Genomic DNA, 13,844 nt, shown 5'->3' with positions numbered 1-13,844 from the left:
CCTTACTTAGGATTGCTGTTCCTTTTCTTTAATTCAATCAAGTCGAAATACATCAGGCGACTGTTTAATGGCTTCTCTGTTGCGAGTCCCCGGAATTCGCGTTCTTGTTCTTCAGTGCTGAACAAGAATTTGAACTCATTGTTCTGATAGAATTTGAGGTTTCGTTCCTTGTTGTAGGAATCTACCAGCAAAAAACGGCAACCGATCTTGTTAAGCGGATCAACGAACCAAGCCTTTATAAAACTCAGGACGTCGCTTCCCAAATGCTTGCTTTGGAAATTTTGGCTAATTCCGAGACGACCGATCATGACTGCCGGATAACTGCTGTATATCTTTTCGCGGGGGATGTTCTTCTCAATATTTGCATAGGGCGGCCTTGCCTTGAGTGTAGAACCCAAAGCGGCAATTCTGTTGGAGAAAGTTCATTACTTAAATTCTCTAAAATCGGCCTTGGAGAGAATGTCCCTGGCCTGTTCAATCTGCTTGGAGAAATCGATGGAACCGCGACGCTTTTCGCTTTCTTCCATCATGAGGTCAAACCTGTCCGACGCTTCGCCGGTCAGTATCGGTACTGATGCGATTGCTAGTGCCATGATGACCTCCATTGTTGAATTGAACTATAGTCAATATACATTTTTCCTCGTGCTGGTGCAAGTGGTGAAACTTGAGTCAATTGGCTTATTTGAGGAAAATGAAGCCTTTTGACCATGCAAGAGCAAAAATATATTTTTAGAGTGTCATAAAATGACAAAATGGAAAAGAAACGGAATTTTGTCGTTTTCACTATGCGTTTCACGCATACTGAGCATGAAAAAATGGTATTTTGCGGGGTTTGCGCATTTATTTATATTAAAGGCGTAGAAAAAAAGGAATAAACCATGAAACTAGGGACGATTATGACGATGCTTGGTATGGGTGCGGTGCTTGCCGCGTGTGATTGCTGCCCGCAGGGCGAGGCTAAGGCGCTTTCGCAAGACAAGGAACTGCGTGCCGTGATGGACAACTTCACGCAGAACGAGGTTCCGACGACGACTCCGCTTGTGGAAAAGCGCGAGGTGGAGTTGATTCGCCTGGTGTCGCTTGTGACGCAGCAGTCGGGCGCTCTTTTGCAAGAAGAAGTGGCGACGGCGCTTGCGCAGGGGCTTGCTCCCGAAGAGATTCTCGAGGCGATTTACCAGTGTGCCCCCTACACCGGGTTCCCGCGGACGGTGGATGCGGTTGAAATTGCCCGCAGCGTGTTCAAGGCGAAGAACGTGAAGGTGGACGAAAACCGTGCGACGGTGACGGCGCAGTCCCGCTTGGAGGCGGGTGCCGACGCGCAGGGAACGCTGTTCGGCCAGACTTTCCGCGACATGGCGAAGAACGGCAAGAGCGGTATGCCGACTATCAACTACTTCCTTGCGAGCAACTGCTTTGGCGATTACTACACCCGCAAGGGGCTTGACCTGAATACCCGCGAACTTTTGACGATGGCGATTCTCGTGAACTTGGGAACGGAGCCGCAGCTCAAGGCGCATATCGGCGCGAACCTCAAGATTCGCACGACCGATTACGTGGAACAGGCGATTTACAACTGCTTGCCGTATTGCGGTTACCCGCGCACGCTGAACGCGCTGCGACTGCTCAAGGAAGCGGTGGCTGAGACGAAGGTCGCAACGGTCGCAAAAAACATGCCAGGCAAGGACTGGAGCGTGTTCCCGGTGGGCAAGCCGAACGACGCCTACGCCAAGTATTTCGTGGGCAAGAGCTATCTCGACATGATCAGCAAGGAACAGGTGGGGGTCGGGAATGTGACTTTTGAACCGGCATGTCGCAACAACTGGCATATCCATCATGCAAAGAAGGGCGGTGGGCAGATTCTCATTGCTACAGCGGGCCGCGGCTACTATCAGGAATGGGGCAAGCCGGCGGTGGAATTGAAGCCCGGCGACGTGGTGAATATTCCGGCTGGTGTCAAGCATTGGCATGGGGCTGCTCCGGATTCCTGGTTCCAGCATTTGGCAATCGAAGTTCCCGGCGAAGGCGGAAGCAATGAATGGCTTGAGCCCGTGAGCGACGAAGACTACGGGAAGTTGAAATAATGTTTGCCAGAATTCTCGCTTGCGCATTTATTGGCCTTATGACGGTAGGAACTTTTGCGGCGGCACCTGCACCCGACGGCTTCGTGCTTATCAAGGGCGGGACTTTCAACATGGGAAGTCCCGCAAACGAGGACTGGCGCGTCAACGACGAGACGCTGCACAAGGTGAAAGTCTCCGATTTTTACTTGGGCAAATACGAGGTGACGCAAAAGCTTTACCGCGAAGTGATGGGCGAAAATCCCTCCAGTTTCAAGGGTGATGACTTGCCCGTCGAAAACATCACGTGGCTCGAAGCGGCTCGTTTTTGCAACAAGTTAAGCGAACGCGACGGACGCACTCCCGTTTACGCTATCGAAGGCGATGCGGTTAGCTGGAATCGTGAGGCGAATGGCTACAGGCTCCCTACCGAAGCGGAATGGGAATACGCGGCCCGAGGCGGCACGACCACGCCATTCTACACAAAGAAGGCTCCCGGTGCAGACGACGTGAATTTTTACGGGCATTATCCGTATCAAATCGAGCAGAACTATTTCAACGACGAGGTTCTGGAAACCCGCCCCGGCGTTTATCGCGGGAACACGCTCCCCGTGGGCAAATTCAAGCCCAATCCCTTCGGGCTTTATGACATTTACGGGAATGTGGGCGAATGGTGCTTTGACTTTTACGGCGATTACGGTGTTTCTGCGGGCTCGACAAGCGTGACGGTTGATCCGGCGGGCAAACCTTCGGGCACAAGGCGCGTGCATCGCGGTGGCGGCTGGAACGATTTCGGCAAGAACCTCCGCAGCGCCTATCGCGGAGCCATGCAGCAATCCAGCAAGAGTTACAATGTGGGGCTCCGGCTTGCTATGAATGCGGGTGCAGGCGTCAAGGGAACATTTGTGACCCAGGAAGCGGCGGGCTTTAAGGGCGAAAAGACGCAAGCGGCGTCGAACCCGAAAAGCGGATCCCGTGCGCTGATTGTTTTCTATTCCTGGAGCGGGAATACCCGTGGTGTCGCCCGCGAAATCAAGAAACAGACCGGTTTCGACATGGTGGAACTTGAACTCGTGAAGCCCTATTCCGACGACTACAACACCGTCTTGAAGCAGGCGCAGAACGACCAGCACAAACAGGCGCGCCCGGCCCTCAAGAAAAAGCCTGACGCAAAGAAGTGGGCCGATTACGAAACGATTATCATCGGTTACCCCAACTGGTGGGCGAGTATCCCGATGCCTATCGCGACTTTGCTCGAAAGTTACGACTTTACGGGCAAGCGGATTCTGCCGTTCTGCTCCCACGGCGGCGGGCGATTTGGCCAGAGCATCACCGCGATAGCGAAACTCGCGCCCAACGCAAAAATCGGCGAAGGCCTTTCGGTACATTACTCCGGCGGTTCGAGCCTCTCGAAAGATGTGGCCAAGTGGCTCGAGAAAAACGGCGTGAAGACGAAATAATGTATATTCCTTGATATGCCTATTTCCGCCAAAATCCGTATGCCGCTTGATATCGCGATGACGGTCGCGACGCTCGTGCTGATGGGCGGCAATTATTTCTTTGAATCGACTGCCGTTCACGAGATTCTGGGCGTGGTGCTGCTTGTTCTGTGGGCGGTGCACATCACGCTGAACCGGCGATTCTTCCTTTCGTTGTTCAAGGGCCGCTACAACGCATTCCGCATCGTGCGGACCATCATTAACGCAGGCGTTATCGTGTGCGTATTGTTCTTGATGGTGAGCGGCGTGATGCTCTCGACCCATGTGTTTGCTTGGCTTGGCATCGAAAGCGGCTCGAATTTTGCCCGTACGGCGCACCTGCTCGCAAGCCACTGGTATTACGTGTTCATGTCGCTCCACATCGGGCTGCATGTGAGTCTGATTGCAAACCGCTTGGGACTTGCGGGCGCTTTCAAGTCAAAGGCGGCACTTGTCGCAACCCGCGTGGTTGCCGCTCTCGTGGCGGGTTACGGAATTTACGCCTTCGCCATTCGCGGGCTTTGGAAATACATGTTCCTGCAGCAGCCGTTTTTCTTCTTTGACACGGAACGCGGCTACGCCCTCTTTTTCGCGGACTATATCGCCATCGTCGTGCTGTTTGCCGTCACGGTGCATTATGTGGCGAAACTCATGAAGGCGTAGATTTGTACATTATTAGTACAATGAAGCGTATTAAACAAAATATTCTGTCGATGATTGCAGTCGCGTTATTCGCGATTCTTTCTGCTATTGTCGAGGGTTCTTTTGTTTACGATTACGGCACTGAACTTGGTCAGGTTGCAGAAAGTGAGAAAGTTTTCACTGCTCACGATTTTGCCGATAATCCGTTATACCTGTCTCGAGAATCAACAGCTGATGCAACACTGCTTACACGCAGGTTGGGCCGGCAGGTTTCATTGCGGACATCGCGAAGCGGTAGCCTTCAAGGGTATAGCAATCGCAGTTCGGCAACTTCCAAACACGCCACGCCATTTGCGACTAAAATCGCGCGGTCAACTATTTGCATCCATTGCGGCTTCCCTTTACCGCTAGTTTATCAAAAACCTAAAGAATATTACGTTTACACGCTAGAGCGAATGCTCTGTTAGCAAGTTCTTTCTCCAAGCCTTAAACACTAGTAAATAGCCGCGGCCCTTACCGGGTGCGCGACATCATTCATTTAAAAAAAGAGAAAGAACATGGAAAACATTTCCAAGATGGAGATGGCTAACGCCCTCTTCAATAAGCCCTATATCAAGACCGAAATTTAGCCCCACGGAAGGGCAAAAAGTCCAGGCGATTGTCGAAGCGTCTTTGGAATCTCTGGATGCAACAATTCAAAGAGAGGGGCGGCCTAAAACAAGCGACAATGGAAACTACCGGCTGAATCTTTGCTATTCGCAGGACCGCGAATTTGCGGCACTGCAATTGCAGCAGTTCTCGGGATTCGAGTACCATAACGTAGGTGAAATCCGATTTGCCGAAGGTGACGAAGCGCGTAAACTTCTCGCCGTTTTAGTGAAATAAACGGACATAAAGCTAAAAATAGCGCTCTCTCGGATAATCCGGGAGAGCACTGTTTGTAAACGAATTATTTTGCGTGGTAGATTTTGCTTACGATTTTCCAGGTCCCGTCGGCCTGTTCAGCGAGTGTGAACATGTCGCTGAAACTTCCCAACTTGCTGAAGGAGGATTCAATGCGGACAAATGCGACATCCTGTGCAAGGGTGATGTCTGAAACTTCGTAGGTCACTTCTTCTGCTCCGGTCTTGTCGAGGGCATCGGCGAGGGCGGCGATAGGCACGGCTGTGATTTTTCCGTCAGCGACCCAGGTCATGGTTGCTTCTGGGATGAATGCTTGCCCGACCAGCTTACCTTCACCCTTGCGACCTGCTTCGGCGTAAAGTTCAATGGCGTTGAGAATGCCTGCAATCTTTTTTTCTTTGTTCATTTTTTATCCTTTTTTGATTGTTTTTTGTTCGACATTCAAAATTTATACCTACTTGCAAAAAATCGCAATATCCGAAAAAATTTTCAGTACACGAATAATTTTTCGGTATGCCCACAAAATGGGGATATTTTCTAATTTGTTAAACGATGTACCAGAGAAAAAATCCAATCGACCTGACTTGTCCCCTTCGGCTGACGATGAGCCTGATGAGCAGCAAGTGGAATTGCTGTATTCTTGACGAGCTCCGCAATGTCGAACTTCGACCAAGTGAAATTCACCGCCGTCTTTCCGAGGCCGCGCCTCGCGTTTTGGATATCCAACTCAAGGAACTGGAACGCAACGGGCTTGTGGGCAAGACTGTATTTCCGGAGCTTCCTCCTCGATCTGTGTATTTTATAACGGAACTGGGACGCAGCCTTCTGCCGATTATCGATTCTATGATTGAATGGGGCGAATCTCACCGAAAAATTTTTGACAAAATAAAATAACAGGGGAAAATCTTATGAAATTTTCAAGAATAAAAATATCCATCGTCGCTTTTACCCTGCTCCTTGTTGCGAGCCTTTTTAGCGGTTGTGCCGAACGCAACCCCACCGATACTAACGAGGATGCGCGTTTGACTGGCAATTCCAAAATCTTGGTTGCCTATTTTACCTGGTCGGGGCATTTGAAAACAATTTCTCACTGGATTGCAGACGAAACCGGAGCGGACTACATTCGCGTCTTGGCAAAAGACCCGTATCCGTTGACTTACAACGAAACGGTGGATCGGGCTAAAGTCGAAAAGGATAAAGGCATCCGCCCTGCAATCAACGTGGATTTTTCCGCACATGATTATTCACAGTACGAGACGATTTTCGTCGGTTTCCCGGTTTGGTGGTACGATTTGCCCATGCCCATGTGGACTTTCCTTGAGAACATGAAGCTGGAAGGCAAGACGGTTATCCCGTTCTTTAGCCACGAGGGAACTTCCGATGGCTCCGCCGCGGTTCCTACGGTGGTGAAACTTTCCAAGGGCGCAAACGTCAAGGCTGGCGATGCCCTTTCCATTCGCGGGAGCAAGACCGCCAAATCCGAAGAAGAAGTCCGCGCCTGGGTGAAAAAGCTGGGTTTCGGCAAAAAATAAGGCATTAAGTTCGCTTAAATCGCTGCGATGCTGCGTTCCGTTGCAGGCAGAGTCTCGTTCATGCTGCCGGTTCGGTAGCCCTGCAGGTCCAGCGACACGTACGCAAACCCGATATTCTTGAAAGTCGCGAAAATTTGTTCGCGATTTTTTAGCACCGTATCGAAATTTTCGGGCAGCACCTCGATGCGGGCGACGTTTTCGCCGTGGATGCGCACCCGCAGTTGCTTTATTCCCAAAGTCCGCAAGAATTCTTCGCCTTTTTCTACCATGCGGAGTTTCTGTTCCGTGATGGTTTCGCCATACACGAAACGGCTGGAAAGGCATGCGAACGAGGGCTTTTCGGCGGTCGGCAAGTTCAACTGCCTGGAGAGTTCCCGGATGTCTGCCTTTGAAAAACCGCAGTCCCGCAGGGGGCTTCTGATTCCCAGTTCGGCGATGGCGCGGTGGCCCGGCCTGTAATCGCGATTGTCGTCGGTGTTGGAGCCTTCGCAGATGTAGCGGAGCGAAAGTTCGTCGGCGACTTGTCCGATCAGGCCGAATACGGATTTCTTGCAGAGGTAGCAGCGGTCCTTGGGATTCTGCGCGAAACCTTCGATTGAAAGTTCGTCGTGTTCGCGGACAACGTGGGCGATGCTTTCGCGGGCGCAGTTCGGCAACATCTAAACAGGCTACACCGTTTGCGACTAAAATCGCGCGGTCAACTATTTGCATCCATTGCGGCTTCCCTTTACCGCTAGTTTATCAAAAACCTAAAGAATATTACGTTTACACGCTAGAGCGAATGCTCTGTTAGCAAGTTCTTTCTCCAAGCCTTAAACACTAGTAAATAGCCGCGGCCCTTACCGGGTGCGCGACATCATTCATTTAAAAAAAGAGAAAGAACATGGAAAACATTTCCAAGATGGAGATGGCTAACGCCCTCTTCAATAAGCCCTATATCAAGACCGAAATTTAGCCCCACGGAAGGGCAAAAAGTCCAGGCGATTGTCGAAGCGTCTTTGGAATCTCTGGATGCAACAATTCAAAGAGAGGGGCGGCCTAAAACAAGCGACAATGGAAACTACCGGCTGAATCTTTGCTATTCGCAGGACCGCGAATTTGCGGCACTGCAATTGCAGCAGTTCTCGGGATTCGAGTACCATAACGTAGGTGGAATCCGTTTTGTCGAAGGCGACGAGGCGCATAAACTTCTCGCCGTTTTCGTGAAATAAACGGACGTAAAGCCAAAACAACGCTCTCTCGGGTAATCCGGGAGAGCGTTATCTTTGGGAGAATGGATTTTTTTTATTTTGACTTAGAGCTAACTTTAGGTATGGTAACGGACCAGACGTGAAAAAACTAACGAAGAAAATGAAAATTATGATTATCGCACTTTCGACCCTTTTTATTCTTGGAGCCGCTGGCGTGCTATTCCTGAACCAGGCAAAATTTGGGCGTATTCCTCAAGGCGATCGTCTTGAACGCATCAAACAGTCACCGCATTACGATGGTCAAAAGTTCGTGAATGACGAAAAGACCGCCATGATGACAGGCGATAAGAACTTGTTTGAAACGACGCTTGAATTCTTGTTCGGCAAAAGATCGCAAACCGTTCCCGATACAGCGCTAACAGTCGTCAAGACGGATTTGAAAATGCTCCCTGCCGATAAGGATTGGATTGTCTGGTTCGGACACTCTTCGTATTTGATGAACTTATCTGGGAAGAAGATTCTTGTGGATCCCGTATTTTATCAGGGTTCGCCAGTAAGCTTTGTGAACAAGATGTTCAAGGGAACCGACGTTTACAAGCCTGTTGACATGCCGGATATCGATTGCCTGGTTATTTCGCACGATCATTGGGATCATCTGGATTATCAGGCCGTGAAGGAACTCGAACCGCGCGTAAAGCGTGTGATGACGGCGCTTGGTGTGGGTGAACATTTTGAATACTGGGGATACCCCGTTGAGAAACTCGTAGAACTTGATTGGTGGGATTCAACCGATCTGGGCGAAGGCTTTAACGTGACCTCGACTCCGGCAAGGCATTTTTCGGGTCGTGGAATAAGGTCGAATAAAACGTTGTGGTCTTCGTTTGTATTCAAGACGCCAAAGCGTTCCGTTTGGATTGGCGGAGATAGCGGCTATGGTAAACATTTTAAGAAGATTGGTGAAAAATTTGCGGATATCGATCTGGCTATTTTGGAAAACGGGCAGTACAATGAAGATTGGAACCAAATTCATGCCTTGCCCGAACAGCTCAGCAAAGAAATGCTGGACCTGAATGCAAACCGCTACATGACGGTTCATCATTCTAAGTTCTGCTTAGCTTACCATACTTACTTCGAACCGCTCGAAAATGCGAAACGTGCCGCCCAGGAATCGGGCAAGCCCGTGCTCATGCCGCAAATGGGTGAAGTCGTTTACCTGGAATAAACCTACGGCTTCGCAAGGATAGCTTGTGAATTGAAACAGTCTGGTTGGCGTTACGATGCGTCAATATCGGCGGCGATATGTAAATCGTAGTCGGGGTAGGCTTCGCTGATTTCCTTGTAAAGGATGTCGAGGCCTTCTTGCGGCTTGATTTCGAAATTCATGACCACGTCGAAACGGATTGCCTTTTCTTCGAAGTTTACGTAAAAGCCGTGGAGCTGCAACGCCCATTCATGTGCTTTTACCAGCTTCAAGACGTTGCTGCGGATCTTGGCTGCTTCATCGTTCTTGGTATTGTAGGAATAGACGCCCACGCCTGTCAGAAGTACGCCGGTTTCTTTATGCACGCGAGCCTGCACCCTGCGGGTGAGTTCGTCGAGTTCTTCGACTGTCATGGTGTCGGGGAGTTCCAGGTGCACGGAACCGAGGAACTTGTCCGGGCCGTAGTTGTTGAGAATGACGTCGTAGGCACCATGGACTTGCGGTTCTTCGGTGAGCAGTTTCTTGATTTTCTTGACCAGGTCGCCGTCGGCGCGTTTGCCCAGAATGTCGTCCAGCGTCTCGATCAGCATGCCGATGCCCGACTTGATGATGAATCCCGAAATTACGAGACCCACGTAGGCTTCAAGTGAAATTCCCGTGAGAACGAAGACGATGGCCGAGGCCAGCACCGAAAGGGAGAGAATGGCGTCGAACAATGCGTCTGCGCCCGATGCCACGAGAGCGCCCGAGTTCACACGTTCGCCCTGGCGCTTCACGAATTTGCCGAGTACGAGTTTCACTACTACTGCCGAGGCGATAATCACCAGCGAAACAGTGGAGTAGTCGGCCGCTTCGGGGTGGATGATTTTCTTGACCGATTCCACAGCCGAGGTGCCGCCGGCGTAGAGCACGATTGCCGCGACCACCATTGCGCTCAGGTATTCGATCCGCCCGTAGCCGAGCGGATGTTTCTTGTCGGGCAACTTGTTTGAAAGCTTCGCGCCCACAATCGTAATGACCGAAGACAGCGCGTCGGAAAGGTTGTTCACCGCGTCGAGCGTCACGGCGATAGAATTTGTTGCAAAGCCGACGAATGCCTTGAACGCCGACAGCACGATGTTTGCCGCGATGCCGATGATGCTTGTCCGGACAATGATCTTTTGACGGTTTTCCGCTTCGTTCATAATGATTCCTGTTTTACTCGACTTTCTTCAATACCCTGCACGGATTTCCGACGGCAACGACGCCTGCGGGGATGTCGCGGGTCACGACGCTGCCCGCCCCGATGACGCTCCCTTCGCCGATGGTAACGCCCGCGCAGATGGTGACGTTGCCTGCAATCCAGCAGTTATTCCCGATGGTGATGGGCTTCGCGTATTCGTTGTCTGTAAGTGTTCCGTCGGGCTTCTTGAACATGTTGCGTTCCTGCCAGCGGAGCGGATGCAGGGGAGTGTAGATGGCGACATTCGGGCCGAAAAAGACATTCTTGCCGATGGTGACCGGTGCGCAGTCGAGAACGGTGAAGTTGAAGTTCGCGTAGGTGTTTTTGCCGATTTGCGTATTCACGCCGTAGTCGAAGAAAATCGGACCTTGCAGGTATACGCCCGGCTCGCGCTTTACAAACAGTTTGTCCAAGATGCTTTCGCGCTCGTCGTCCGTCTCGTCGAGGTTGTTGTACTGGCGGCACAGGGAATGCGCGGTCTGGCGCAGTCTTACGAGTTCAGCGTCGGAGGGGTCGTAAAGCTCGCCCGCGAGCATCTTTTCTTTTTCGGTCATGCTTTAACTCTTAGCGGATAAAGTTCGTGAACACCTTCTTCTCGGCGACAGGCTGCGAAACGCCCGCCTGCTTGCCGGCCTCAATGCTTTTGAGAAGCCAGGCCATGTTGCGGCCGAGTTCGCGCATGATCTGCACGCCTTCTTCGTCCTTGAGTACGTCTTCGGGACTGGAACCGTGGACCATGTTCCAATAGCGCGATGCCACGAGAGGCTGCTGCGCGAATGTGGGGTACTTGTTCAGCGCGTCGAGGGTGGCGCTGGTGCCTGCGCGGCGTGCTGATGCAACCGTGGCGGCGGGCTTGAAAAGCAGTTCCGCTTCGGCGAGGCCGTAGAGCCTGTCGAGGAACATCAGCATTTCGCCACTGGGGGAGGCGTAGTAGACCGGCGAGCCGTAGACCACGGCGTCGGCGGACTTCAAGATTTCCTTGGCTTCGTGGACGACGGCATCCGTTTCGCCCTTGAGCACGCGGCCCCCGACAAAGAAGATTTCGGTTTCGATGCCTGCGGCGTTGAGTTCGCCTGTGACAATGTTCAGGGCGGTGTAGGTGCAGCCCTTTTCGCGACGGCTGCCGTTAAACAAGACGACTTTCATGATAAACTCCGGTGTGCTTAAAAATTAAATTTATTTCGACAATTTAGAAAAAGCGTTTCTATTTCGGGGACTGTATTTTGCAATTCTTGAATTAAGGCCATGGTTGATTTTTTTGCACGGACTGAAAGCTTTGGCACATGTATGATAGAAGCGTCCAGGTATTTGTCTTTTCTTATGACGTAAATATCAAATGGCGAAAAAATTTTTCCGTGAAGAGGAACAGATGTGTCTTCTGCATTGAAACTGAGGTATGCTCTTAAAAGATTGTCTGCCTGTAATTTCGTTATTTGGGGAGCTGGACAGCTTCCAATGATTGTCCGGTCACAGAACCACCCGCCATCGGGAGTGTAGTGGCAGTGTTCATCTTTTACGTAATGGACTGTGGTAAAGATTTCATTTTGTGTCGCGTTAATAATTAGATAAGGGGCGAATCCATCATTGTATATAAATTTATCTGTGATTGCGATACTGTAATCAAAATCTCTTTTCTTTATATGTTTTTGGGGTCCGTTGCTTACCCTAGGATTGATGTCGTCAAGCTCGTATTCGGGGGCGTAATCCATTTCCTCGTAATGTGGAGCAGGTGCTTTCCCCAGAATATATGCAGCATAAAAAATATAACACGCTAGGGCGATAATGCAGACTATAACAATAACTGTGAGACAAATTATTGCTTTTTTTAGAATCTTCAATCTGTGCTGAATGTATTTTTTAGATGTCACACCGTTTAATATACCTTTTTATATTTTAACGTTTTTCTTTAAATTATTTTCGAGCGTTTTTTTGGTGACTATGCGAAAAAAAACATTCTGTTGTCATTTTATCAAAACGAATTTGAATTTGAGTATGAAAAAAGTGAATTTCCCAATTTATCTTATGGTAAGTAAAGTTCGAATGGGAGGCTTTATGTCGTTTGCAATTAAGAAATTGTCTCTTTTTGCGTGTTCCGTTGTATTTTTGGGCACGCTTGCTAATGCCGCAACGATAAACGTTGACATCGGCAAAGAATACCAGCGCATCAGCGGCTTTGGGGCCGCCTCGGCATGGGCCGGTTCCATCACCGACAAGAATGCCGCTTTCCTTTGGGACTCCACCAGTGGCGCAGGGCTTACGCTGCACCGTATCCGCATCGCTCCGGATGGTACCACCTCTGAAACGAGTATCGCAAAAAAGGCGAGTGAATACGGCGTCAAAGTCTGGGCAGCCCCATGGACATCCAGATACACAGTCAATTACGACGGCGACAAAAAGCATCTGGATTTCAATCACGCCCAAGACTGGGCCAACACCATCTTGAAGTTTACGCAAGACATGCGGAAGGCTGGCGTGAATCTATATGCAATTTCGTCGCAAAATGAGCCCGACGGCACCGGCGACAACCACTATGAACCCAATGAATTGGCGCGCTGGGTCGGCGACTACCTTGGTCCCACTCTCGATACCACGGGCATCAAAATTATTGGCACCGAAGCCATCAACTGGTACGGATTCCCCAATTACAAAAAAGCCTTCTTCAACAATCCCGCCGCCCTGAAATACACGGACATCTTCGGAACGCACGAATATGGCGGAGATCCTGCGGCCTACCCAGAAATTCACGAAGCCGGCAAGGAATTCTGGGAAACCGAAGTCTATGATCTTGGAAGCAACAAGGAAGACGTGGGCATGGGAAGTGCTCTCCGCGTTGCAGGCGTAATTCACGACGCCCTGACTATTGCGAATATGAACGCCTGGCATTTCTGGTGGATTTATTCCTGCAGTGAAGCCAGTTGCGGCAACGGAGCCCTCTGGCCGCAAGGACAAGGCAACCCCGACAATGTGGAGCCTACCAAGCGACTCTGGGTCATGGGGAACTTCAGCCGCTTCGCACGCCCCGGCGCGAGGAGAATCGACGCCACCAAGAATCCGGAAGCAAACGTAAAGGTCACCGCCTACCGCGATTCCCTCAAGACGAAAATCGCAGTCGTCATTCTCAATTCCAAGAACGAGGAATTCAAGGCGGACTTTGATTTCGGAAACACAAAAATTGGAAGTTTCAAACCCTATGTCACCGACGACAATAACAACCTCAAGGAAGGCGAAAAAGTCCAAGTCGACGATACAAAGTGCAGTTACAACGTTCCGGCCCGTAGTGCAACGACAGTCGAATTCATTCTGTGGCAGGAACCAAAGGTAGAACCGCCCGCCGACACGGCAAAGAACGACACTAACACGGCAAAGAGTGACACCAGCCTCGTCAGCACCACGCCCACGGATTCAATAACGGCAATTGCCTTCGGGAAGCTTTCTGTACCCCAAAATATTCAACGTACATATAAAGTATTTAGCCCGCTTGGCGCGTTTGTCGGCGAATTTGAGGCCGGACATATTGGCGAACTCCGCAATGCCATGACAAGCGCAGGCCTAGGTCGCGGTGTGTACATGGTCAAATGCGGCAAAGCTAAAACGCAATATATGGTTTTGAAGTAGGCCG

18 protein-coding genes are annotated in these 13,844 nt (G+C 50.6%); 10 read left to right on the top strand and 8 right to left on the bottom strand.

Going from position 1 to position 13,844, the window contains the following annotated elements:
• Positions 1-2: 2 nt before the first annotated feature.
• Both Q0Y46_RS04765 and Q0Y46_RS04760 read right to left on the bottom strand, forming a co-directional pair.
• The gene (locus Q0Y46_RS04765) at positions 3-398 is read right to left on the bottom strand and encodes a hypothetical protein (protein ID WP_297945486.1); all 396 of its coding nucleotides are present in this window, start codon (positions 396-398) and stop codon (positions 3-5) included.
• Positions 399-425: 27 nt separating this feature from the next.
• Entirely contained in the window at positions 426-593 is a 168-nt protein-coding gene (locus Q0Y46_RS04760) for a hypothetical protein (RefSeq protein WP_173319863.1), read from the bottom strand.
• A gap of 285 nt (positions 594-878) precedes the next feature.
• Here Q0Y46_RS04760 and Q0Y46_RS04755 point away from each other — a divergent pair, with 285 nt between their 5' ends.
• From Q0Y46_RS04755 to Q0Y46_RS04735, 5 genes are all read left to right on the top strand, one after another.
• Positions 879-2,081, top strand: a complete 1,203-nt coding sequence (locus Q0Y46_RS04755) for a carboxymuconolactone decarboxylase family protein (RefSeq protein WP_297945484.1) — start codon at positions 879-881, stop codon at positions 2,079-2,081.
• On the top strand, positions 2,081-3,517 hold the full coding sequence (locus Q0Y46_RS04750; RefSeq protein ID WP_297945482.1) for a flavodoxin: 1,437 nt from the start codon (positions 2,081-2,083) through the stop codon (positions 3,515-3,517). Before Q0Y46_RS04755 ends, Q0Y46_RS04750 begins: the two co-directional genes overlap by 1 nt.
• A gap of 15 nt (positions 3,518-3,532) precedes the next feature.
• Positions 3,533-4,198: a DUF4405 domain-containing protein gene (locus Q0Y46_RS04745; RefSeq protein ID WP_297945480.1), complete on the top strand. Its 666-nt coding sequence runs from the start codon at positions 3,533-3,535 to the stop codon at positions 4,196-4,198.
• A gap of 20 nt (positions 4,199-4,218) precedes the next feature.
• Positions 4,219-4,644 carry a hypothetical protein gene (locus Q0Y46_RS04740; protein WP_297945478.1) on the top strand — a complete coding sequence of 142 codons (426 nt, stop codon included), beginning with the start codon at positions 4,219-4,221 and terminating at the stop codon, positions 4,642-4,644.
• A gap of 205 nt (positions 4,645-4,849) precedes the next feature.
• Positions 4,850-5,062, top strand: a complete 213-nt coding sequence (locus Q0Y46_RS04735; protein ID WP_297945476.1) for a hypothetical protein — start codon at positions 4,850-4,852, stop codon at positions 5,060-5,062.
• Positions 5,063-5,126: 64 nt separating this feature from the next.
• Here the strand turns inward: Q0Y46_RS04735 and Q0Y46_RS04730 are convergent, their stop codons facing one another.
• Positions 5,127-5,486, bottom strand: a complete 360-nt coding sequence (locus Q0Y46_RS04730) for a nuclear transport factor 2 family protein (protein ID WP_297945475.1) — start codon at positions 5,484-5,486, stop codon at positions 5,127-5,129.
• Positions 5,487-5,632: 146 nt separating this feature from the next.
• Between Q0Y46_RS04730 and Q0Y46_RS04725 the strand changes: the two genes are divergently transcribed.
• Positions 5,633-5,974: a helix-turn-helix domain-containing protein gene (locus tag Q0Y46_RS04725; RefSeq protein ID WP_297945473.1), complete on the top strand. Its 342-nt coding sequence runs from the start codon at positions 5,633-5,635 to the stop codon at positions 5,972-5,974.
• 14 nt (positions 5,975-5,988) lie between these two features.
• Positions 5,989-6,612 carry a flavodoxin gene (locus Q0Y46_RS04720; protein ID WP_297945472.1) on the top strand — a complete coding sequence of 208 codons (624 nt, stop codon included), beginning with the start codon at positions 5,989-5,991 and terminating at the stop codon, positions 6,610-6,612.
• Positions 6,613-6,626: 14 nt separating this feature from the next.
• On the opposite strand, the gene larE is transcribed toward Q0Y46_RS04720, so the two are convergent.
• On the bottom strand, positions 6,627-7,271 hold the full coding sequence (larE, locus tag Q0Y46_RS04715) for an ATP-dependent sacrificial sulfur transferase LarE (protein WP_297945470.1): 645 nt from the start codon (positions 7,269-7,271) through the stop codon (positions 6,627-6,629).
• 339 nt (positions 7,272-7,610) lie between these two features.
• Between larE and Q0Y46_RS04710 the strand changes: the two genes are divergently transcribed.
• Both Q0Y46_RS04710 and Q0Y46_RS04705 read left to right on the top strand, forming a co-directional pair.
• Positions 7,611-7,823 (top strand): hypothetical protein, encoded by a 213-nt coding sequence (locus Q0Y46_RS04710; protein WP_297945468.1) that lies wholly within the window; start codon positions 7,611-7,613, stop codon positions 7,821-7,823.
• A gap of 148 nt (positions 7,824-7,971) precedes the next feature.
• The gene (locus Q0Y46_RS04705) at positions 7,972-9,024 is read left to right on the top strand and encodes an MBL fold metallo-hydrolase (protein WP_297945466.1); all 1,053 of its coding nucleotides are present in this window, start codon (positions 7,972-7,974) and stop codon (positions 9,022-9,024) included.
• A gap of 50 nt (positions 9,025-9,074) precedes the next feature.
• Here Q0Y46_RS04705 and Q0Y46_RS04700 read toward each other — a convergent pair whose 3' ends face one another.
• The 4 genes from Q0Y46_RS04700 to Q0Y46_RS04685 are packed head-to-tail and all read right to left on the bottom strand — an operon-like array spanning position 9,075 to position 12,093.
• Positions 9,075-10,187: a cation diffusion facilitator family transporter gene (locus tag Q0Y46_RS04700; protein ID WP_297945464.1), complete on the bottom strand. Its 1,113-nt coding sequence runs from the start codon at positions 10,185-10,187 to the stop codon at positions 9,075-9,077.
• A 13-nt stretch (positions 10,188-10,200) separates the two neighbouring features.
• On the bottom strand, positions 10,201-10,779 hold the full coding sequence (locus Q0Y46_RS04695; RefSeq protein WP_297945462.1) for a sugar O-acetyltransferase: 579 nt from the start codon (positions 10,777-10,779) through the stop codon (positions 10,201-10,203).
• A gap of 10 nt (positions 10,780-10,789) precedes the next feature.
• Positions 10,790-11,371 (bottom strand): flavodoxin family protein, encoded by a 582-nt coding sequence (locus Q0Y46_RS04690; RefSeq protein ID WP_297945460.1) that lies wholly within the window; start codon positions 11,369-11,371, stop codon positions 10,790-10,792.
• A 17-nt stretch (positions 11,372-11,388) separates the two neighbouring features.
• The gene (locus Q0Y46_RS04685) at positions 11,389-12,093 is read right to left on the bottom strand and encodes a hypothetical protein (RefSeq protein WP_297945458.1); all 705 of its coding nucleotides are present in this window, start codon (positions 12,091-12,093) and stop codon (positions 11,389-11,391) included.
• Positions 12,094-12,277: 184 nt separating this feature from the next.
• On the opposite strand from Q0Y46_RS04685, the gene Q0Y46_RS04680 reads away from it, so the two are divergent.
• Complete coding sequence (locus Q0Y46_RS04680; protein WP_297945456.1) at positions 12,278-13,840, top strand: glycoside hydrolase family 30 beta sandwich domain-containing protein; 1,563 nt, start codon at positions 12,278-12,280, stop codon at positions 13,838-13,840.
• Positions 13,841-13,844: the final 4 nt, after the last annotated feature.

The sequence above is a fragment of the uncultured Fibrobacter sp. genome, assembly GCF_947305105.1.
Classification (GTDB): domain Bacteria; phylum Fibrobacterota; class Fibrobacteria; order Fibrobacterales; family Fibrobacteraceae; genus Fibrobacter.
Note: the sequence above shows the minus strand (reverse complement) of the source record. Positions and strands in the feature narration are given on the sequence as shown.